The organism is Kurthia populi (assembly GCF_042686175.1).
Classification (GTDB): Bacteria; Bacillota; Bacilli; order Bacillales_A; family Planococcaceae; genus Kurthia; species Kurthia populi.
The window spans coordinates 1-20792 of sequence record NZ_JBHUOR010000133.1; the positions used below are offsets into that span (position 1 = coordinate 1).

Below are 20792 nucleotides of genomic sequence, written 5' to 3' on the forward strand. Positions count from 1 at the left end.
AAAGAGGTCACACCTGTTCCCATGCCGAACACAGAAGTTAAGCTCTTTAGCGCCGATGGTAGTTGGGGGTTTCCCCCTGCGAGAGTAGGACGTTGCTAGGCACACAGAGACGGACAGTATGTTCGTCTTTTTTGTTTTTATACGAATCAATACCACAGTAATAAAAAAAGTTTATTATACCTATAAAAAAATTTATAAAAGTATTGCTATATATTAAGCACCTTGCTATAATATTTTTTGTAAATAATCTTTGGTCCGGTAGTTCAGCTGGTTAGAATGCCTGCCTGTCACGCAGGAGGTCGCGGGTTCGAGTCCCGTCCGGACCGCCATTTTTTATTTATGTAAACACAGCAATGGCGCTGTGTTATTTTTTTTGCCTAGAAATTGAATTCATACACTTTGAACAATTAACTTGAATTCGTTACACTATAGATATGCATTTTTGGAGAGGACGAGAAACATGACGATTGAATGGACTGTACAATCTTTAGAAGAGACACAAGCTCTTGCCATGAAGCTCGCTGATTTATTACAACCACAAGATACGATTACACTAGAAGGCGACTTAGGTGCAGGAAAAACAACGTTTACACAAGCACTTGCTAAAGGTTTAGGAGTAAAACGTATCGTTAATAGCCCGACATTTACGATTATGAAACAATATGAGGGACGCCTTCCACTCAATCATTTAGATGTTTATCGTCTAGCTGATAGTGATGAGGATCTTGGCTGGGATGAAATCTTTTTCGGCGATGCAGTGTCGGTTGTAGAATGGGCGCATTTAATTGAACCAGACCTACCGGCAGAACGACTTGCGATTCGTATTGAACGTGTTGATGCAGACGCAAGACGATTTTTACTAAACCCAACTGGAACACGTTATGAGCAGTTGTGTGAGGAGTTAATGAAATGATTTGGTTAGGTATTGATACAGCAAATACACCGCTTGCCGTAGCGTTAGTGAAAGACGGTCAAGTGCTCGCAAACGAAGTAACAAATATTAAGTTAAATCACTCAGGTGGTGCGATGCTTGCGATTGAGCGCTTATTAACACGTGTGAAGTTAACAGCGCAGGATATTGATGCGGTGGCAGTCAGCGAAGGGCCTGGCTCATACACAGGTATTCGTATTGGCGTAACGATTGCGAAAACATTAGCATGGACACTGAACAAGCCTTTAGTAGGCGTTTCAAGCTTAAAAATGCTAGCAGCAAATGCGGCAATGTATAATGGCATTGTTTGTACGTTAATTGATGCACGCCGTCAAAATGTATACGCGGGTGCTTTTGATGCAGCAAATGGCTTTGAAAATGTTGTTGAGGACCATCACTATAGCATCGCAGACTTAATAGAAAAATTAGATTCACTGAATGCACCTGTATTATTCGTAGGGCATGATGTGGATACTTTCTGGGATGTAATTGTCGAAACATTAGGCGAGCGTGCAGTTCGTGCGCCCTATACAATTGATTTACCAGATGCTGCACAATTGATTTATTTAGCAGAAAAAATGCCTCAATTAACAGGGGATGCGGTGCATAATTTTGTGCCACAATATCGCCGTTTAGCAGAAGCTGAGGCGAATTGGATTAAAGAACAAAAAAATAAGTAGGTGAACAAATGTGGTAACCTATCGTTTAATGACGCTTGCGGATGCAGCAGCTGTTCACCATATTGAAGAAGCTGTATTCCCAGCGCCATGGACATTAGAGTCATTTGAAATGGAAATGACGAAAAATACACAAGCAACCTATGTAGTCGCACTTGAAGACGATGAAATTATCGGTTTTTGCGGTATGTGGATTGTACTTGATGAAAGTCAGATTACAAATGTTGCCGTTATGCCAGCAGGTCGCGGCAAAGGAATTGGGGAGCAATTGATGCGCGAAGCCATGCGCATCGCAAAAGAGCAGGGCTGCGTGGTTATGAGCCTTGAGGTGCGCGTAACAAATGACGTAGCACAAAATCTTTATCGCAAACTAGGATTCCAGGCAGGTGGTATTCGTAAAGGATACTATACAGATAATCAAGAGGATGCTCTTGTCATGTGGGTGAATTTATAATGGAAAAAGATCTTTATATATTAGGTATTGAAAGTAGCTGTGATGAAACGGCCGCGTCTATCGTGAAAAATGGGACTGAAATCATTTCTAACGTCGTGGCATCACAAATTGAAAGTCATAAACGCTTTGGTGGCGTTGTGCCAGAAATTGCATCACGTCATCATGTAGAGAATGTCACAATCGTTCTTGAGGAAGCGTTAAAGCAAGCGAATATGGAGCCTAAGGATTTAGATGCAGTTTGTATTACAGAAGGTCCTGGGCTTGTTGGTGCGCTTTTAATCGGTATTAATGCTGCGAAGGCTTTTGCTTTTGCACATAATTTACCGATTGTCGGCACACATCATATTGCAGGTCATATTTATGCGAATAACTTAATGCAACCAATGGAGTTTCCATTACTTGCATTAGTCGTATCAGGTGGGCATACAGAGCTTGTTTTAATGAAAGAGCATGGCTCATTTGAAGTAATTGGTGAAACACGTGATGATGCAGCAGGTGAAGCATACGATAAAGTAGCGCGCGTGCTAGACATCCCGTATCCTGGTGGTCCACGTATTGACCAAATGGCACATGAAAGTGACGAAGCCATCGAGTTTCCACGTGTATGGTTGGAGCCTAATTCGTATGATTTCAGCTTTAGTGGCTTAAAATCAGCCGTTATTAACTATCAACACAACGCAAAACAACGCGGTGGCGATATTAATCCATACCATATCGCAAAAGGTTTCCAAGATAGTGTTGTAGAAGTGCTATCAACGAAAACATTGCGTGCGGCACGTGAATTTAATGTGAAGCAAGTTATCGCAGCAGGTGGCGTATCAGCCAATAAAGGCTTACGTACGGAACTTGAGAAAATCTTCAATGAAGAGGGCATTCCGTTCTTCGTACCACCACTTAAATTATGTACAGATAATGCCGCAATGATTGCCGCAGCAGGAACAGAAATGTTTAAAGCCGGCAAACGTAGCGGTTGGGATTTAAATGGTCGTCCAGGCATGGAATTACGTTCTTGGAATGATTAAAAAAGGAAAATAAAGTTATGCACATGTGGATAACTTTTTGAAACAGTCTGACAATTTACTTGTTGGGCTGTTTTTTAATGCTATAAATCGCGTTATGACGCGATTTGGATAAATTGCATAAATATGTATAATGAAAAATAGGAATCAACTAGCCTGTGGATAACTAAAAAAGATGCAGAAAAATCCTGCATCTTACATGTTTAATGTAGCCAATTCTAAGAGAAGAAGGGAAGATGTGAAGCCACCTATTAAAAATATTAGTGTCCCGAGTACAGCAACCGGTAGCTTTTTATAGAAATTCTTTAAACTGTAGAACCCTATGACAAGACCAAAAATACTTGCAGAACCCCAATACAAATAGTGTAAAAATGATGGTAAATGAACCGCAAAAAAGCCAAGTTGATAAATGAATACAATGACTAACAACGACATTAACCAATTTTTATTCATAGGACGCCTCCTTTTTTATAAGAGCGAAATTTATATCAGGAGGTTGCCATAAAAAAGAAGAGGCTGGGACATACGTATAAAAACAACCGTTTATATGAGCATAAGAAAAACCGGAATCGTGCTGTAGCGCGGTTCCGGTTTTTCGTTGCGAACGCTAAAAAAGGAAAATGACGTGTTTTGTCCAAGCCCCTCTTTAAAGGATTAAAGTGCTTCAAGCTCTTCGTTTAATTCAAGCCATTCCATTTCAAGCGTATCCTTTTGTTCTTTGGCATCATCTAATGCCGATTGAATGGTCAGCGTTTTTTCATGATCTGAATAGACATCTGGGTCACAAAGCTGCTGCTCATATTCAACAATTTGTGCATCAAACGTTGCCATATCAGCTTCTAACGTCTCGATTTTACGACGAAGGCTGCGTTCTTTTTTCTTGGCTTCTTTATCAATTGATGTGTTTGTCGCTTTTTTCTCTTTTACTGGCGTAGGGTGTTTTGCCTGCTCTTCAGCTGCTTTTTCAAGCGCAATTTCTTCGAGCTCCAGTTTTTTCTCAACATAATAATCATAGTCACCTAAATATTCGAATGTCCCATCATGTGAGAGTTCAACAACTTTTGTGGCGATACGATTAATAAAGTAACGGTCATGTGACACGAAAAGCAGTGTGCCTTGGTAATCGATCAACGCATTTTCAAGTACTTCTTTACTATCTAAATCTAAGTGGTTGGTTGGCTCATCGAGTACGAGGAAGTTATTTTTCTCAAGCATCAATTTGGCAAGTGCTAGACGCGCTTTTTCGCCACCAGACAAGTCACTCACAATTTTTTCAACATCGTCGCCTGAAAATAGGAAACGGCCGAGTACAGAACGTACATCTTTTTCGTTCATTAATGGCCATTCATCCCAAATTTCTTTAATGACCGTACGATTGCTCGTTAATTTTGCAAGCTCTTGATCGTAGTAGCCAATTTGAACATTCGTACCAAAGCGTACTTCACCAGCAAGCTTTGGTTGGTCGCCTACAATCGTTTTCAATAGTGTAGATTTACCGACACCATTTGGGCCGACAAGAGCAATACGGTCTTCGCGGTATTCACGTAGCTGAATATTCTCTGAAATTAATTTGTCATCATAGCCAATTGCGAGGTTATCCACCGATAATACATCATTGCCACTTTGACGCTCGATTTCAAATGTCAGCGTGGCTGACTTTTCATCGCCAAGCGGAGACTCCATCCATTCACGTCGCTCTAACATTTTACGACGGCTTTGCGCCATTTTTGTAGAGGATGCACGAGCAATATTTTTTTCAACAAATTGCTCAAGTTTCGCCTTCTCCGATTGTTCTTTTTCATAGCGTTTAACGTCTAATTCATAGTTTTTCGCTTTTTGGTCTAGATAGTCCGAATAGTTCCCAGAGAATTTTGAGACATGATGACGAGAAACTTCATAGACAATCGACACAACTTGGTCCAAGAAGTAACGGTCATGTGATACGATAAGGATGGCTCCATCGTAGTTCTTCAAATAATTCTCTAGCCAGCTTAGTGTTTCAATATCTAAGTGGTTGGTCGGTTCATCGAGAATAAGGAGCTCAGGCTTGCTAAGTAGTAGCTTCGCTAGGGCAAGTCGTGTACGCTGACCACCGGATAACGAATTAATTGGCTGGTCAAACATTTCTCGAGGGAACTGCATCCCATGAAGAACCCCACGTGTATCGGCTTCGTATTGATAGCCGCCACGTGCTTTGAAGTCATGTTGAAGCTGATCATAATCAGCCATAATTTTGGCATATTGTTCAGCATCGTTATAAATGTCTGGGTCTGCCATACGCTGTTCGAGTGAGCGCATCGTTGTTTCAAGCGCTTTTAGGGGCTCGAATATCGTCATCATTTCATCCCATACACTTAGGTCTGAATCAAGACCCGCATGTTGATCGAGATAGCCAAGATGGATATCTTTTGGCATAATAATATCGCCGGAGTCATACGAAAGTTGCCCTGCGATAATTTTTAATAATGTGGATTTGCCGGCACCATTACGGCCAACAAGTGCGACGCGGTCTCGATGCTGTACTTCGAGCTTCACGCCACTTAAAATTTCATCTGCAATATAAGATTTATATAATTGATTGACTTGTAATACAATCATGAAGTACACCTCAGTTCTCATTTTAGTTTATCGAAATGTGGGCAGTGGTGCAATGTTAAGAAGTTAAAGTTAATCCAGGAGGGGACAACCGCTTTGAAAGAAAATTATAAAATTCCGCAGGCTACGACGAAAAGATTACCTCTCTATTATCGTTTCATTCAAAATTTTTCGGAAGCAGGAATAGAACGCATTTCTTCAAAAGAGTTAAGTGAGGCGATGCAAATAGATTCTGCTACGATTCGACGAGATTTTTCACATTTCGGCGCACTTGGTCGTAAGGGCTATGGCTATGATGTACAAAAATTACTCGTTTTCTTTAGAGATGTATTAGATGATAATGAGCGCATGAATGTCGCTGTTATCGGGATTGGGAATCTGGGGCATGCGCTACTGAAATATAACTTCCAAAAAAATCAGAATATGAAAATCGTTGTTGCCTTCGATACGAACTATCCACTTGATGGGAAATTAGTCAATGGTGTACCCGTTTTTCATCCAGATGTTATGGAAGAAAAATTTGAAGAGTTTCATGCTGAGCTACCGATTTTAACAGTACCAGCACGCTCTGCTCAAATGATGACAGACCGCCTTGTTGCGATGGATGTGAAGGGTGTTCTTAATTTCACGCCTGTGCGCCTACAAGTACCGGATACATTCCGTGTACATACAATCGATTTATCAATTGAATTACAGACGCTGAGCTACTTTATGCGTAATGTAGGAAAATGAGTCAATAGTCTATTGAGAATGCTATAGCTAATTGAGAATGATTGCGTTACAATATAGGCATCTTAATGAGGAGGTGCCTGTAATGGGAGGAGTTAGTTTTGGCAGCATTGTAATCATCGCTGTCGTTGCTCTACTTATTTTTGGTCCGAAGAAGCTGCCTGAGCTTGGAAAAGCGATGGGCTCCACGCTCCGTGAATTCAAGAATGCCACTAAAGGTTTAGTGGATGACGATGATGATAAGACAAAAGAGAAAAATAAAGTTGAACATAAATAGTTAGGGAGTTATTGCAATGGAAGATAATGAACTAACGCTTGAACAGCATATAAATGAACTTCGAAAACGGTTAATTACAGTAACCGTTTTCTTTGTCATCAATGTGATTATAGGCCTCTTTATTGCGAAGCCACTTATTCATTACTTACAGTATAGTGAGCATGCAAAGTCTTTGCAGTTACATGCCTTTAATGTCACGGACCCGCTAAAGATTTTCTTTCAGGCGGATTTTGTCATTGCACTTGTGCTGACGATGCCAGTCATTATGTATCAGTTGTGGGCATATGTAAGTCCGGGGTTGTATGCGCATGAACAAAAGGCGACACTGCGCTATATTCCATATGTGATCGTACTGTTTGTCGTTGGCGTTGCATTTTCCTATCTGATTTTATTTCCGTATATTATGAAATTCATGATGGAATGGTCACAGGATATGAATGTGGAGCAAACGATTGGCATCAATGAATATTTTCAGTTTTTATTTAAGATTACCATTCCGTTTGGCTTTGTATTCCAGCTACCCGTCATTATGCACTTTGTTGCGCGCATTGGACTTGTAACACCGATGTGGATGGCGAGTGTGAGGAAATATGCGTATTTCTCATTACTGGTCATTGCCGCGATTATTGCACCACCGGAAGTGGTATCACATTTAATGATTACGATTCCACTGTGTATTTTATATGAGATTAGTATATGGATTGCGCGACTTGGGTATCGTCAATATTTGCGTTCAGAGCGTAAGCGGTTGACGGAGCTAGGTATGGAAAAAGAATCGATTGATGGCATGTTAAAAGGGTAAACAGAAAAAAGAAGGATTCGCCAATGCGAATCCTTCTTTTTTCTATTGAGTAAATGTTACAAAGGTATTTAACAAAATATGCGCAATCATCGGTGTAATAATGCGACCAGTTTTGGTATATAAAAATGCCATAACGAAGCCAGTAATCGCATAAAGTAAAATATGCACAAAATCAAAATGCATTAGCGCAAAGAATAACGAACTAATCAGTGCTGCTACCCAGAAGCTTGTGCCTTGATAAAGCGAACCGAAGATGACACGACGAAATACGAGCTCCTCTAAAATGGGACCAAAGAGTGCGATGGCCAAAATGGCGATTGGAACAACATCTGTTATACCGAGAAGGGATGTTGTATTTTCAGAGCTGCCGCTAATACCGAGCAATGACTCAATCATGCCACCAATCATTTGGCCAGCAAGCACCATAACAAAACCAATAATTCCCCAAAGAATGGCTTGTGGGAATGGCATTTTTTCTTTAAAGTTGTCAAAAAATTGTTTGTCGCGTGCAATGAAAAGAATCGATACAATCAGTGCTAAAAGCATACTAAAAAACATATACCAGCCCTGCGTATGAAGTGCTAATTTATCGTGCGTCCATGTAGGGTGTTGTCCTTTATAGAAAGTATACAGCGGTTGCAGTAAAACAGCGCCGCTTAGCTGCATGACAATATACGTAATCAGTACATAGAAAGCTGTTTTTTTATTTTTCACAATAGGAATCCTTTCCTTTACAGTAAGTGTTCTTCCTTATTGTAGAGGAAAGAATGTTAAATTCAAAATTTTTATGCGTAATACTTGCAAGTTCAGTTGAAATTCATTAATATAATACTTGTGTTAGCACTCAAGACTAAAGAGTGCTAATAAATTAAGATATCTTATTAGGAGGTTGTTTCATTTGTTAAAACCATTAGGCAAACGTATTATTATTGAGGTCGTAGAAGTAGAAGAAAAATCTGCATTCGGCATCGTATTACCAGACTCTGCAAAGGAGAAACCTCAACAAGGTAAAGTATTAGCTACTGGATCAGGCGTTACTTTCGACGTGAAAGAAGGCGACGATGTTGTGTTCGCAAAATACGCAGGCACAGAAGTTACTTACGGCGATACTGCTTACTTAGTCCTTTCAGAAGAAGACATTTTAGCGGTAATTGAATAATCCTTGCATATCTTACTTTATTAATTTAAAAATTTCAGGAGGTTTTCAAACATGGCAAAAGATATTAAATTCAGCGAAGAAGCACGTAGCTTAATGCTACAAGGTGTTGATAAATTAGCGAATACAGTAAAAGTGACATTAGGTCCAAAAGGTCGTAACGTTGTTTTACAAAAATCATTTGGCACACCACTTATTACAAATGATGGTGTAACAATCGCAAAAGAAATCGAATTAGAAGATCCATATGAAAACATGGGTGCAAAACTTGTATCTGAAGTAGCTTCTAAAACGAATGAAATCGCTGGTGATGGTACAACAACAGCTACTGTACTTGCACAAGCAATGATCACAGAAGGACTTAAAAACGTAACTGCTGGCGCAAATCCTGTTGGCATCCGTAAAGGGATTGACAAAGCTGTTGCCACTGCAGTAACAGAACTACAACAAATTTCTAAAACTGTTGAAACAAAAGAAGCAATTGCACAAGTTGCGGCAATTTCAGCAGCGGATGAAGAAGTAGGCGAATTAATCGCTGAAGCAATGGAACGCGTTGGTAACGAAGGTGTTATTACATTAGAAGAATCTCGCGGCTTCACAACTGAACTTGAAGTTGTAGAAGGGATGCAATTTGACCGTGGTTACTTATCACACTACATGGTGACAGATAACGATAAAATGGAAGCTGTTTTAGACAATCCATACGTATTAATCACAGACAAAAAAATCACAAATATCCAAGAAATCTTACCAGTGCTTGAGCAAGTGGTACAACAAAGTCGTCCACTATTAATCATTGCTGAAGATATCGAAGGCGAAGCTCTTGCAACAATCGTTGTCAATAAATTACGTGGTACATTCAATGTCGTAGCTGTTAAAGCACCTGGCTTTGGTGACCGTCGTAAAGCAATGCTTGAAGATGTAGCGGTATTAACTGGTGGTACAGTGATTACAGAAGATATCGGCTTAGATTTAAAACAAGCAACAATCGATATGCTTGGTAATACTGGCAAAGTCGTTGTGACAAAAGACCATACAACAATTGTTGAAGGTGCTGGCTCACAAACTGAAATTGAAGCGCGCGTTGAAAACATCCGTAAACAACACGATCAATCAACTTCAGAATTCGATAAAGAAAAATTACAAGAACGCCTTGCAAAACTTGCTGGTGGTGTAGCTGTAATTAAAGTCGGAGCTGCAACTGAAACCGAATTAAAAGAACGTAAATTACGTATTGAAGATGCATTAAACTCTACTCGTGCTGCTGTACAAGAAGGTATCGTAGCAGGTGGTGGTGTTGCACTTGTATCAATCTACAATAAAGTAGCAGAACTTGCAGATGCAAACGAAGGCGACGTAGCAACAGGTGTACGCATTGTATTACGTGCATTAGAAGAACCAATCCGTCAAATCGCAAACAATGCTGGTCTTGAAGGTTCAGTTATCGTAGACCGCTTAAAACGTGAAGAAGTAGGAATTGGCTTCAACGCAGCAACTGGCGAATGGGTAAACATGATCGACGCTGGTATCGTTGACCCAACAAAAGTGACACGTTCAGCACTTCAAAATGCTGCATCAGTTGCTTCTCTATTCTTAACAACAGAAGCAGTAGTAGCAGAAATTCCTGAAGCAAGCGCTCCTGCAATGCCTGATATGGGCGGCATGGGCGGTATGATGTAATACCACGTTAGGACTTTATCTACCCTAGCGCTTAGCACACATTAAAAAAAGAGCCTTACGACGCTTTGTCGGAGGCTCTTTTTTGTCTATTTTTTTAAAGCCATAATACGTGCGCATACCTTCTAAGGTCGCGACCATAAAGCGTGTTTTTTTCGATGTATACTCGGCTGTCACATAATATTCATCGACTTTATAAAGGGCGATGTTTTTACGACCGTCTGTATAGCTGACTTGATTGCTACGTGATTTTTTTAGCGTTTTTTCAGTTGTTCTGCCGTCATATAATGCGGCAATGCCCTTTGCAGGAATGCCAGGCAATACGACATCATTTGCTAGGAAATAGTAGGTAGTCTTTTGAGCCGAGTAGCTAAAAAAGCTGTCGTACATATTGATCAGCGCATCGTCATCGCCAGCCAAAATCTCGTCCCAATCTTATACGGATGGTCCGGTAAACGTCCTTTTTCAAATGACTTTACAAACGATGCGTCAAATTTTTTCGCATTGGTCAATTCGTTAAAACTTGTAAGGCTTCATACGATTACTATTAAAAAGATAATATAATTACGCATACGACACCTCATCTCCCTTGAGTATATTATAATGAAAAGAATGCTGGATAAGATAATATGATTTTTGAGGAAGTGGAAAATTGAAGAAATTGAGTGTGGTGTTATTATTCATTTGCTTTGTGGTAACAAGTGGTATCCAAGCAAATGCAGCAAAAGGCGATACGCTTGTTCATGAAGTACATAAAAAATACGGAGAGTTTTTAATATTTGATAATAGTGATGTCAACGATTCGGAGCGCGAGCGTGTTCTAGTTACTTACACAATAAAAGATGATAAATTGACGAAGCCAAAAATTAAAACACATCAGGCAAAATATCAAAAAATGGCAAAAGATAAAAAAACACATAATAAGTTGTGGAAGCAATTCGCGAATATGATACCTAAAAAAAACCGTCAAGAAATTACGCAGTTTCAAGTTTTCACTGATGGCCATGATGAACTACTCGCATATGTATTACCCCTTAATTATTCAATATCAAATTGGGCCTTAGCTGTAGATTATAAGGATAGCATCGCTAATAAAAATATGTATTATTCAACACTTGTTCATGAATACGGCCATATTTTAATGTATAAGCAAAAGCAATGGAATCGCATGTTTTCACCATTTTGTAGTAACTATGTCTCACTCGGTAAATGTTCAAATAAAAATTCTCGTGCTAATCAATTTTATGAGGAATTTTGGGCAGGTGTTTTAGCGAAGGATTGGAAGACAATGCGCATAGATGGTGAAGTAGACTATGAATTTTACGATTTATATGAAGCTGATTTTGTAACGTTTTATGCGATGACAGACCCAGATGAGGATTTTGCGGAAACATTTGAATATTTCTTATTTACAAAAGAGCCTACTAAGACAAAAAAAGGAAAGTATAAAAACTTAGCAGATGCAAAGCTTGGATTTTTCTTTGAAGATCCTCAAATGCTCAAATTACGTGAGAAGATGTTGAAGAATTTATTGAAGCATTATTAAAAAAAGGAATCGCTTTGGCGATTCCTTTTTTAATACGTAAAATTTCTCCTTTTTAATTTGATTTTAAAATAAACTTATAGTAAGGAATCTGAGAAAAACAGTCTTTTATGTAAGGTGAAATAATTTTTGTTTAAAAAATAAACTATTTAGTTTATTTAAACCCCTTATATATCTTTATTTTTAGTAAATTATAACTAAAAAGAAAATAAAATTCAATGTTAAAACTTTTTTATTTCTCTAGACGTCTAATTAGAGGAACAGAAAAAAGCCGAATCCATGTTAGATTCGGCTTTTTTCTCCATTATTTTCCGACAACGGTTCCTTTTTTGTTTTGGATGAACCATCTTTGGTAGTCGCTGTGACGGTGATTGTTGTTTTCCCTTTTGTCAGCTCCTTTTTGTATTACTTATAGTTATCCCTTTTAAACTACCAATTGAAGCCTTCTTACACGTTATGTTTTTTAATGAAAGGGGAACATAACGTATAAAAGGAGTGGAAGCTTATGAAAGCTGTTATGATTGTTAATCCTTCTGCAGGAAAAGAAAAAGCCGTTAGCTATAAAGAACATTTAGAACGGGAACTTTCAAAGAAATATGATGAGGTAGAAGTTCTTGAAACACAGCAAGAAGGGGACGCTACAAAATTTGCGATAGACTGTGCAGCAACGACCGATTTAGTCGTTGCGATGGGCGGCGATGGGACGCTTAGCGAGGTGATTATGGGGATTGCACCGCTTGAAAAGAGACCGACACTTGCTTTTATGCCACTTGGTACGGTAAATGAATTTGCACGTGCACTTGATATGCCACTTGTCCCTGAAGAAGTGATTGATGAGATTTTGACCTACAAGCCGCGCAATATTGATTTAGGCTATATTGAAGATCAGTATTTTACAAATAGTGTTACAATCGGCACAATTCCAAGAGCGATGCATGAAGTGCCATCCGAAGCTAAGACGATGTTTGGCCCGTTTGCATTTGTTATGAAGGGTGTTCAGACATTAGCGAAAAATGAAAATTATCATTTTGATATCACGTACGATGGAAAACATTGGCAAGGAGAAGCGGCAATTGTTATGATTGGGCTAACGAGTTATATTGCAGGGCTTGAGCATTTTTTTCCGAATGCGACACCTGATGATGGTCTTATGCATGTCATGATTATTCCTGAGCTCGGTTTTAGTGAGTTAGTCAAACTTGCACCAGATTTATGGAAAGGAAAAATTATGGAGTCAGAGCATGTAGAAATGCTGACGTGTAAGACATTAACGGTTTCTGCAAAAGAGCCACTCGTAACGAATGTAAACGGAGATGAAGGGCCTAAACTACCAGTAGAAATCACCGTGAAACCACAGTTTCTACCGGTATTAGCGCCACATTAAAAAAACAAAAAAACCGCACATTTCGCGCGGTTTTCTTCTTTTTAATGATTAGTCAAAGTAATTAATTACACCTTTAACAATACCTTGTGCAACGTATTTACGATAGCTATCTTTATTGATTTTTTTCAGCTCACTTGGTGTAGACATATAGCCATATTCAACAAGTGTACCGATGTATGGGTTTTCACGTAATACATGTAAGTTTTGGTAGCGGTAACCTTCATATGGCACTGTTGTTTTCGTTGAAAGCACACTCTTCATGCCGCTATAAACCGCTTTTGTGAATGCTTTTTCTTTACTCTTTGTATAAAGTACTAAGTAGCCTTTATCAGTTTTATTACCAGTTTTACTAGCGTTGTGATGCAGACTAATATAAGCATCTGGTTTTATTTTTTTCGAAATTTTAACACGACCTGGAAGTGATAATGTTTTATCTGTAGAACGTGTCATCACAACTTCAGCACCTTCGTATTCAAGTTGTTTCTTTAATTCTTTAGCGGCTTTTAAGTTCACGCTTTTTTCAGATGTATTGTAATAAAACGCACCGTCATCTGTGCCGCCGTGACCTGCATCGACCACAATAGTGAAGTTATCTAATGGGAATGTTGCACTTTTGATTGCAACTTTACGAAGATATTTTGTTGAAACCCAACCACTTTCACCTTTGTATGTAATTTTAGACCAACTACCTGATACTTTAGTACGTGTAACAACGGTATTATAGTTTAATTTACGGATTGTCGAATATTTCACGCCCGGACCCTTACGCATATTCAATTTGTCTGTGTTTGGTGCAGTAACTTTCATTTTTACACTAGCAGCATTTGCACTTGATGAAGACATCACAGTAAGCGCTGCTGCGGCAATTGTAAACATTGAGATCACTGCAATCCATTTTAAAATAGTTTTTCGCATGATGTTCCTCCCTACTTGTTCTATCATAATCTTTTTGTATCGGAATGGCTCTCGATTTCGTTATCTGTGACAAAATTGTATTATTTGTAATTTTGATGCAATAGATAGTATAGGGAAAAAGACTGAGGACTCTCGTTTGACTAATAGAAGAATGTTTTTTAAAATTTGTAAAGTATGAATCGAACCGTGGATTTGAGGAGTTTTTTTAGTAGGAGGATTTACAATGCCACAACCTGTCAAAAAAAATCATCGGTACATAAGTGGTTTGGATGGATTACGCGCAATTTCAGTATTAGCTGTTATTTTATATCACCTCCATTTCCCATGGATTAATGGGGGATATTTAGGTGTTACCGTATTCTTTGTCTTATCCGGTTATTTGATTACCGATTTATTAATTAATGAGTACCAAAAAACAGGTACGATTGATTTCAAAAGTTTCTGGGTGCGTCGCCTAAGACGATTGTTACCGGCACTTTTCGTCATGCTTATTTTAATTACGGTGTGGATTACGTTATTCCAACGTGATTATCTAGCAGGACTACGCGGAGAAATTGGGGCTGCCTTCGTTTACATTAGTAACTGGTATTACGTTTGGCAGGAGCACTCATACTTCACGAAATTCTCACCGCCATCGCCACTACAGCACATGTGGTCACTTTCGGTAGAAGAACAATTTTATATTATTTGGCCAATTATTATGCTAATTGCATTAAAATTTGCGAAATCGACAGGTAAGCTTGCCTTTCTAGTGATGCTATTATCCGTTGTATCAGCAGAAATGATGGCATTCATGTTTACACCGGGCACAGACCCAAGCCGCGTATACTATGGTACAGATACACGTGCCTTTTCATTATTGATTGGTGCGGCACTAGCGATTGTATGGCCAAGTCGACGTCTGAAACCAAATGTTACAACTGAAATGAAGCGTGCGCTAAACATTACAGGTGTTGTAGCATTTGCGCTCATGATGGTATTTATTATCTTTATGCGTGAAGATGGTACATTCCTTTATTATGGTGGTATGTATTTAGCATCAGCTATCGTTGCGTTGTTGATTGCAGTCATCGTCCACCCAGCAAGCTTTATCGGCGATATTTTAAGTTGGAAGCCGTTATTATGGGTAGGTGTGCGTTCGTACGGTATTTACATTTGGCATTTCCCAATTCTTGTCCTTCTTGGGTTAGGTGTCGATACGGGTGATTTAAGTATGTGGCGCATTTTATTAGCGCTCGTTCTAACGTTAGTGTTATCGGCATTGTCATGGACATTTGTTGAGGACCCGATTCGAAAAGGTGAATGGAAAACATGGCTGAAGCATATGCATCCACGCAATTGGTCATTCAATATTCGCCACTGGAAGGTTCGTACGCGTGTAATGAACGGCTTGCTTGCCGCGTTATTAATCGTCTTTACAGTTGGCTTAATGATTGAACCATCACCAAAAGCGAGTGGTAACAAAGCGCTTGAAATGCATCTGCAAGATCAACAGAAAAATTTAAAAATGACAGCTGAAGAGAAAAAGGCGGCCGAACGTAAGGCGCGAGCCGAGGAGAAAAAAGCGGCGGCAGAAGCGGCAAAACGTCAAAGTGAAAAAGAGAAAAAAGAAGCAGCAAAGTTCAAAAAAGATGTCAATCAAGCAAAAGCGAAGCTAACGAATGTACCAATTACAGCAGTAGGCGATTCAGTTATGCTGAGTGCTGCGACCACGCTTCAAAATAACATGCCGAAAATGACGGTGGACGCAACCGTTGGACGCCAAGTAAAAGAAGCCATTGAAGTACTTGAAACAATGAATAAAAAAGGCAAGCTTGCGAATAATGTTGTACTTGGACTTGGCTCAAATGGAACGTTCACTGAAAAACAATTTGACGAAATCTATCAAATCTTAGGTAAAGACCGTCATATTTACTTAGTAAATGTGCGCGTACCACGTAGCTGGCAAGATAGCGTGAATACAACGCTTGCTAATGCCGACAAGAAATATAGTAATGTGTCGATGATTGACTGGTATGATGAATCTGCTACAAAAACAGATATCTTCTATGATGATAAAATACATCCGAATGTTGAGGGTGGAAAATATTATGCTGGTTTAATCACACTTGAAATTGCAAAGCAGTTTAATAAAAAATAAAAAGAGGCTGGGGCATACGTATAAAAACAACCTCTTCTATGAGCATAAAAAAACCGGAATCGCGCTTTGGCGCGGTTCCGGTTTTTCGTTGCGAACGCTAAAAAAGAACATAACGTGTTTTGTCCCAACCTCTTTTGTGTCGGAAATTAATCGACGTATTCATACAACGATACACTTTCGATGTAATTAACGAAGCGTCGTAGTTCTTTTTCTTGCTCACGTGAAATTTTACCTTCTTCGTACATATGGTGAATTTCACTACGCTGAACCTCCATCACTTGTAGGTGAAGTTCCTCGCGAAGTTCCTCCTCACGAGCAGAATCAATCGTGACGACTTTACGTAATTTTTCATAGGCTTTTTCATATTCGTAAATGACGATAACATATAGCGGACGTTTGCGTGGGTCGACCGTTTTACGTTCCTCTTTTAAGAAATGAAGTGCCTTTAAATAGCACTGACGACGGATATCTTGGCGCATTCGAATGTAGGAATAAAATTGTGTTTTATCCGTATCATTTTTGCGCGTCATAATCCACATGCGAATGACTTGACGCAAGGTAATGAAGAAGCTCATAAACATATTCGTTTCCTGTCGATTCAAGCGATCCTCAATTGTTGATAAAAGATTTGCATACATATCATCATCGAGCTGATTATCATCATGCAGTTCCTCAATATGCTTTCGTTCAATGTTAATGGCGCGCTCGCGTAATTTCGCTAGCTCTTGTTTTTGTTTATCTGATTGTTCCGCATTTGCTTCTAACTGCAGCTGCCTAAACATTTGCTGCAACTCATCTATTAGCTCATAGGTGATGCGTCGATTTTCATCATTAATCGATGTTTGTAGTGATTTAACGGATTTTAAGAGCACTTGCATTTTTGCACGATTAAATGAGTACTGTCCTTCTGCAAGCTCAATTCCCTCATCCTTATCGGTAAGCATCGGAAGAAAAATCGTCGCTGTAAGTAATGTGAATAAAATAACAGCAGACGCTAAAAAGATAATAAGTGAGCGCTCTGGGAAGTTTGCTGTCCCATTTTGAATAAAGTAAGGAAGCGATAAAATCCCGGCCATTGTAACGGCACCGCGCACACCTACAAGGCTACTGATTAAGCTCGTCTTTAATGTTGGACGTACTTGGTCGCGCCCGAAGCGATATTGGAATGTACCAAATGTATAGGACCAGATGAAACGAACACCTAAAATAACAAACCCAATCGCTACGGCATCAAAAATTAAAATCCAGTTATTCGTATGACGATCGGATAAAGAATTCGCCATGGAATCAGGAATGTTTAAGCCAAGTAATAAGAATACGAGACCATTTAAAATAAATAGCACAATCGACCATGTATTTTCTGTGAGCATCTGCTCTTCCGCAAGCATAGGCTCGGCTTTTTCATTAATGAGCGCATGAACAATCCCACCAATTACGACGGCGATAACGCCAGATGCGTGAAATAAATCTTCGGCGATTAAATAAATAATAAACGGTGTGACGAGCTGGAATAACGTATGGAACACCGTATCGCGAATACCTGAGCGACGAAGCCAAAAGCGAATTTGACTAAGTACAATGCTAATCGCCAGTCCGAGTAGTGCCCCTACGATAAAGGTATAAGAAAATTCAACAACGGCTGATTTTAACGAGAAATAGCCTGATACTGCGGCACCAACCGCAAATTTAAAGGCAACTAAGCCCGAAGCATCGTTGATTAATGATTCACCACGAACAACACTTAAAATACGCTCAGGGATTTGCACACGTTTGGCAATCCCGTTCACCGCAACGGGATCGGTTGGTGATAAAATCGCCGCAAGCGCAAAGGCCGCCGCATATGGAATAGATGGAATGAGCCAGTGAATAAACAAACCACCGAGCACAGTCGTAATAATTACGAGCACAATGGCATTACTTAAAATAAAGCCGCGCATATTCCATAGCTCTTCACGCGGGAAATTGCGCCCATCATTATAAAGAAGTGGTGCAACGAATAACAGCAAGAACCATTCGGATTCAAGCTGGATATCAAAGCTTGGGAAGATAATGGCTAAAATAATCCCAAAGCCAATTTGGACAAGTGCCATCGGAAGAAATGGCAAATAATGACCGAGAATATTTGATAGTAATAAAGACAGCATTAATAAAATAACTAAAATAAGTAAGTCCACTGAATTTGACGCTCCTTTCTTAAAATATGTACAATTCATGGAAATGAGTAGAACTGCTAGCGATGCCACTAAATGAACGAGTATACTAAAAGACGAAGAAGTTAAAGGAGGCCGAATAATGGCTCAGTCTACGAAAACTATCGTTGTTGTAGGTGGCGGTATCACTGGATTATCAACGATGCACTACTTAACACGCGAATTACAACATAAAAATATACGTCTTGTATTAGTTGAAAAAGAGGCACAGCTTGGCGGTAAAATGGCGACGCATGAGGAAAACGGCTTTGTCATGGAGCTTGGCGCAGATTCCATTGTGGCACGTCATAAAAGTGTCATGCCTTTAATCGAAGAATTAGGGCTAGAAGATCGCGTCGTTTATAATGGCACAGGCGTCTCTTATATTTATACCCAAAATGAGCTACATGCTATCCCACTTGAGAGCATGTATGGCATCCCGATGAATAAGGAAGCACTACAACAAAGCACCCTTATTTCTGAAGCGGGTAAGCGAGCTGCTCTAAATGATTTAACATTACCAAATGAGCAATTTACAAAGGATTCATCTATTGGCGAATTCCTTGAATATTTCTTTGGTGAAGAGCTCGTGAAAAAGCAGATTGCCCCTGTATTATCGGGTATTTATTCAGGTGATCTGTATTCATTAACATTAGCATCTACAATCCCCTATTTAATCGATTATAAAAACCAGTATGGTAGTATTTTAAAAGGCTATGCGGCGAATAAAGACAAGTTTATCAGTCTATCACATAATAAGTTCTTATCATTTAAAAATGGCTTACGTGAATTGTTTGAGCGCTTTGAAGAGCTGTTAACGACAGTCGAGTTTTTAAAAAATACGGCTGTAACGAAGCTTGAAACAGTGAATGAGAAAACCATCGTTCATTTTGACCATCATGAGGCGATTGAAGCAGACCATGTCGTATTAGCGACACCACATCGCATGGCACAGGAAGCGCTAGGTGATGAACGTTTAACACCTGCCTTTGATGCCTTTAAAACGAGCTCGATTATTACCGTATATTTAGGTTATGAAGTCGGCAATGACGTCCTACCAGCAGAGGGCACTGGTTTTATTGTAGCAAATAGCGACGCCGTAAACTGTGATGCCTGCACATGGACAAGCGCAAAATGGCCAAATACATCAAAAGACGGCAAGCTACTACTGCGTGTCTTTTATAAAAAAACGAATCCGAAATTTGCGGAGTTAATCAAGCTCACAGAAGAAGAGTTAGCACAGCTTGCGATGAAGGATGTTGCGACATCCCTTAATATTGAGGAGCAGCCGTTGACAATTAAAGTATCGAAATGGACACAGCAAATGCCCGTGTATAATTTAGAGCACGCGGCCGCTGTGAAAAATCTAGAGCAACAAATGCAGAGCTATTATCCAACTATTACACTGGCAGGCTGCTCGTATTATGGTGTGGGCATCGGGTTATGCATCGCGAACGGTAAAGAGATTGCGACTCGCATTGCAGCGCAACTTACGACGGTTTAATTCGTTCCAAAACAGGTATTAACAACATAACGAATCGTCGATGAAAGGAAGTAAAATAATGGCGGAGCATACAGCTAAAAAAGGTGGTAATAAATGGTTGACCATTATAGGTGTACTATTATTAATCGCAGGGTTAATTCTCGTATTTAATAAGCCGATTATGGGCTTTATAGTCAACCATATGACGGACTCAACATTGCAAAATAAAGCGGGCAAAAATTACGATGATAGCATCGCAAAGGCAAAGGAATCAGAAGATGTCACATTTGATTTTGAGCAAGTAAAAGACATTAGCCTCGGCGAAGTATTGAAGGCACAAATGGATTCGAAAAAACCTGATTCAATCGGTATGGTGAGTGTGCCAGATGTAAACATGCAGCTACCGATTTTATATGGTATTTCGAATAAGAATTTAGCTATTGGCGCAGGCACAATGAAGGAAGAGATGCCAATGGGGACAGGAAACTATGCACTGGCCGGCCATAATGTGCGTAATGAGCGCTCTTTATTTAGTCCACTAACATTAGCGAAAACAGGTATGAAAGTATATGTGACGGATTATGATAAAGTATATATTTATGAAATCGATAAAATTTATAATGTTGAAGCGTCACAAGTCGAAGTCATTAATGACCATAAAAATAAAAAAGAATTAACACTCGTAACATGTAGCTTTAATGGTACGAAGCGTCAAATTACACATGCGAAGTTTATACGTGCAATGAATATTGACGAGGCACCAAAAGAAGCCTTTAAAGAAGAAAAATAATGACAGAGAAATCATCGTTGTCGGTGGTTTC

At 39.4% G+C, this 20792-nt stretch carries 20 protein-coding genes, 1 tRNA gene and 1 rRNA gene; 16 read left to right on the top strand and 6 right to left on the bottom strand.

The window, feature by feature from the left end:
• From rrf to tsaD, 6 genes are all read left to right on the top strand, one after another.
• Positions 1-101, top strand: a 5S ribosomal RNA gene (gene rrf / locus ACFSY7_RS16210); the annotation flags it as partial.
• A gap of 151 nt (positions 102-252) precedes the next feature.
• Positions 253-329: transfer RNA gene (locus ACFSY7_RS16215), tRNA-Asp, on the top strand.
• A 131-nt stretch (positions 330-460) separates the two neighbouring features.
• A complete protein-coding gene (gene tsaE / locus ACFSY7_RS16220) occupies positions 461-913 on the top strand; it encodes a tRNA (adenosine(37)-N6)-threonylcarbamoyltransferase complex ATPase subunit type 1 TsaE (RefSeq protein ID WP_126989640.1) in 453 nt (150 codons plus the stop codon).
• Positions 910-1611, top strand: coding sequence for a tRNA (adenosine(37)-N6)-threonylcarbamoyltransferase complex dimerization subunit type 1 TsaB (gene tsaB / locus ACFSY7_RS16225; RefSeq protein WP_126989639.1), 702 nt, complete (start codon positions 910-912; stop codon positions 1609-1611). The genes tsaE and tsaB overlap by 4 nt, the downstream gene beginning before the upstream one ends.
• Positions 1612-1621: 10 nt before the next feature.
• Positions 1622-2062 carry a ribosomal protein S18-alanine N-acetyltransferase gene (rimI, locus tag ACFSY7_RS16230; protein ID WP_126989638.1) on the top strand — a complete coding sequence of 147 codons (441 nt, stop codon included), beginning with the start codon at positions 1622-1624 and terminating at the stop codon, positions 2060-2062.
• Positions 2062-3084 (top strand): tRNA (adenosine(37)-N6)-threonylcarbamoyltransferase complex transferase subunit TsaD, encoded by a 1023-nt coding sequence (gene tsaD / locus ACFSY7_RS16235; RefSeq protein WP_126989637.1) that lies wholly within the window; start codon positions 2062-2064, stop codon positions 3082-3084. Before rimI ends, tsaD begins: the two co-directional genes overlap by 1 nt.
• A gap of 192 nt (positions 3085-3276) precedes the next feature.
• Here the strand turns inward: tsaD and ACFSY7_RS16240 are convergent, their stop codons facing one another.
• Both ACFSY7_RS16240 and ACFSY7_RS16245 read right to left on the bottom strand, forming a co-directional pair.
• Positions 3277-3534: a hypothetical protein gene (locus tag ACFSY7_RS16240; protein WP_380148700.1), complete on the bottom strand. Its 258-nt coding sequence runs from the start codon at positions 3532-3534 to the stop codon at positions 3277-3279.
• Positions 3535-3735: 201 nt separating this feature from the next.
• Positions 3736-5679: an ABC-F family ATP-binding cassette domain-containing protein gene (locus ACFSY7_RS16245; protein ID WP_380148701.1), complete on the bottom strand. Its 1944-nt coding sequence runs from the start codon at positions 5677-5679 to the stop codon at positions 3736-3738.
• Positions 5680-5772: 93 nt separating this feature from the next.
• On the opposite strand from ACFSY7_RS16245, the gene ACFSY7_RS16250 reads away from it, so the two are divergent.
• From ACFSY7_RS16250 to tatC, 3 genes are all read left to right on the top strand, one after another.
• Positions 5773-6408 (top strand): redox-sensing transcriptional repressor Rex, encoded by a 636-nt coding sequence (locus tag ACFSY7_RS16250; protein WP_126989634.1) that lies wholly within the window; start codon positions 5773-5775, stop codon positions 6406-6408.
• An 82-nt stretch (positions 6409-6490) separates the two neighbouring features.
• Positions 6491-6682, top strand: a complete 192-nt coding sequence (locus tag ACFSY7_RS16255; RefSeq protein WP_126989633.1) for a twin-arginine translocase TatA/TatE family subunit — start codon at positions 6491-6493, stop codon at positions 6680-6682.
• A 16-nt stretch (positions 6683-6698) separates the two neighbouring features.
• A complete protein-coding gene (tatC, locus tag ACFSY7_RS16260; protein WP_126989632.1) occupies positions 6699-7484 on the top strand; it encodes a twin-arginine translocase subunit TatC in 786 nt (261 codons plus the stop codon).
• Positions 7485-7526: 42 nt separating this feature from the next.
• On the opposite strand, the gene ACFSY7_RS16265 is transcribed toward tatC, so the two are convergent.
• Complete coding sequence (locus tag ACFSY7_RS16265) at positions 7527-8198, bottom strand: CPBP family intramembrane glutamic endopeptidase (protein ID WP_380148702.1); 672 nt, start codon at positions 8196-8198, stop codon at positions 7527-7529.
• 184 nt (positions 8199-8382) lie between these two features.
• Between ACFSY7_RS16265 and ACFSY7_RS16270 the strand changes: the two genes are divergently transcribed.
• Positions 8383-8643: a co-chaperone GroES gene (locus ACFSY7_RS16270; RefSeq protein WP_126989631.1), complete on the top strand. Its 261-nt coding sequence runs from the start codon at positions 8383-8385 to the stop codon at positions 8641-8643.
• Between the two features lie 51 nt (positions 8644-8694).
• On the top strand, positions 8695-10320 hold the full coding sequence (gene groL / locus ACFSY7_RS16275) for a chaperonin GroEL (RefSeq protein WP_126989630.1): 1626 nt from the start codon (positions 8695-8697) through the stop codon (positions 10318-10320).
• 24 nt (positions 10321-10344) lie between these two features.
• Here groL and ACFSY7_RS16280 read toward each other — a convergent pair whose 3' ends face one another.
• A complete protein-coding gene (locus ACFSY7_RS16280) occupies positions 10345-10707 on the bottom strand; it encodes a hypothetical protein (protein WP_380148704.1) in 363 nt (120 codons plus the stop codon).
• A 262-nt stretch (positions 10708-10969) separates the two neighbouring features.
• Here ACFSY7_RS16280 and ACFSY7_RS16285 point away from each other — a divergent pair, with 262 nt between their 5' ends.
• Both ACFSY7_RS16285 and ACFSY7_RS16290 read left to right on the top strand, forming a co-directional pair.
• A complete protein-coding gene (locus tag ACFSY7_RS16285; RefSeq protein WP_380148706.1) occupies positions 10970-11863 on the top strand; it encodes a putative zinc-binding metallopeptidase in 894 nt (297 codons plus the stop codon).
• 502 nt (positions 11864-12365) lie between these two features.
• Complete coding sequence (locus ACFSY7_RS16290; protein WP_380148707.1) at positions 12366-13244, top strand: diacylglycerol/lipid kinase family protein; 879 nt, start codon at positions 12366-12368, stop codon at positions 13242-13244.
• A 48-nt stretch (positions 13245-13292) separates the two neighbouring features.
• On the opposite strand, the gene ACFSY7_RS16295 is transcribed toward ACFSY7_RS16290, so the two are convergent.
• Positions 13293-14159, bottom strand: coding sequence for an N-acetylmuramoyl-L-alanine amidase (locus ACFSY7_RS16295; RefSeq protein WP_158620952.1), 867 nt, complete (start codon positions 14157-14159; stop codon positions 13293-13295).
• 223 nt (positions 14160-14382) lie between these two features.
• On the opposite strand from ACFSY7_RS16295, the gene ACFSY7_RS16300 reads away from it, so the two are divergent.
• A complete protein-coding gene (locus ACFSY7_RS16300) occupies positions 14383-16299 on the top strand; it encodes an acyltransferase family protein (RefSeq protein WP_380148708.1) in 1917 nt (638 codons plus the stop codon).
• A 146-nt stretch (positions 16300-16445) separates the two neighbouring features.
• Here ACFSY7_RS16300 and ACFSY7_RS16305 read toward each other — a convergent pair whose 3' ends face one another.
• Positions 16446-18473 (bottom strand): Na+/H+ antiporter, encoded by a 2028-nt coding sequence (locus tag ACFSY7_RS16305; protein WP_380148710.1) that lies wholly within the window; start codon positions 18471-18473, stop codon positions 16446-16448.
• Positions 18474-18591: 118 nt separating this feature from the next.
• Between ACFSY7_RS16305 and hemG the strand changes: the two genes are divergently transcribed.
• Together hemG and ACFSY7_RS16315 are read left to right on the top strand one after the other, a co-directional pair.
• On the top strand, positions 18592-19992 hold the full coding sequence (hemG, locus tag ACFSY7_RS16310) for a protoporphyrinogen oxidase (protein WP_380148712.1): 1401 nt from the start codon (positions 18592-18594) through the stop codon (positions 19990-19992).
• A 58-nt stretch (positions 19993-20050) separates the two neighbouring features.
• Positions 20051-20761: a class A sortase gene (locus ACFSY7_RS16315; RefSeq protein WP_380148713.1), complete on the top strand. Its 711-nt coding sequence runs from the start codon at positions 20051-20053 to the stop codon at positions 20759-20761.
• Positions 20762-20792: the final 31 nt, after the last annotated feature.

What these genes read in the sequence shown, in the direction of transcription:
- tsaE (WP_126989640.1), top strand. Translation starts at nt 461, where the DNA reads ATGACGATTGAATGGACTGTACAATCTTTAGAAGAGACACAAGCTCTT.
- tsaB (WP_126989639.1), top strand. Translation starts at nt 910, where the DNA reads ATGATTTGGTTAGGTATTGATACAGCAAATACACCGCTTGCCGTAGCG.
- tsaD (WP_126989637.1), top strand. Translation starts at nt 2,062, where the DNA reads ATGGAAAAAGATCTTTATATATTAGGTATTGAAAGTAGCTGTGATGAA.
- ACFSY7_RS16240 (WP_380148700.1), bottom strand. Translation starts at nt 3,534, where the DNA reads ATGAATAAAAATTGGTTAATGTCGTTGTTAGTCATTGTATTCATTTAT.
- ACFSY7_RS16245 (WP_380148701.1), bottom strand. Translation starts at nt 5,679, where the DNA reads ATGATTGTATTACAAGTCAATCAATTATATAAATCTTATATTGCAGAT.
- ACFSY7_RS16255 (WP_126989633.1), top strand. Translation starts at nt 6,491, where the DNA reads ATGGGAGGAGTTAGTTTTGGCAGCATTGTAATCATCGCTGTCGTTGCT.
- tatC (WP_126989632.1), top strand. Translation starts at nt 6,699, where the DNA reads ATGGAAGATAATGAACTAACGCTTGAACAGCATATAAATGAACTTCGA.
- groL (WP_126989630.1), top strand. Translation starts at nt 8,695, where the DNA reads ATGGCAAAAGATATTAAATTCAGCGAAGAAGCACGTAGCTTAATGCTA.
- ACFSY7_RS16280 (WP_380148704.1), bottom strand. Translation starts at nt 10,707, where the DNA reads ATGTACGACAGCTTTTTTAGCTACTCGGCTCAAAAGACTACCTACTAT.
- ACFSY7_RS16290 (WP_380148707.1), top strand. Translation starts at nt 12,366, where the DNA reads ATGAAAGCTGTTATGATTGTTAATCCTTCTGCAGGAAAAGAAAAAGCC.
- ACFSY7_RS16295 (WP_158620952.1), bottom strand. Translation starts at nt 14,159, where the DNA reads ATGCGAAAAACTATTTTAAAATGGATTGCAGTGATCTCAATGTTTACA.
- ACFSY7_RS16300 (WP_380148708.1), top strand. Translation starts at nt 14,383, where the DNA reads ATGCCACAACCTGTCAAAAAAAATCATCGGTACATAAGTGGTTTGGAT.
- hemG (WP_380148712.1), top strand. Translation starts at nt 18,592, where the DNA reads ATGGCTCAGTCTACGAAAACTATCGTTGTTGTAGGTGGCGGTATCACT.
- ACFSY7_RS16315 (WP_380148713.1), top strand. Translation starts at nt 20,051, where the DNA reads ATGGCGGAGCATACAGCTAAAAAAGGTGGTAATAAATGGTTGACCATT.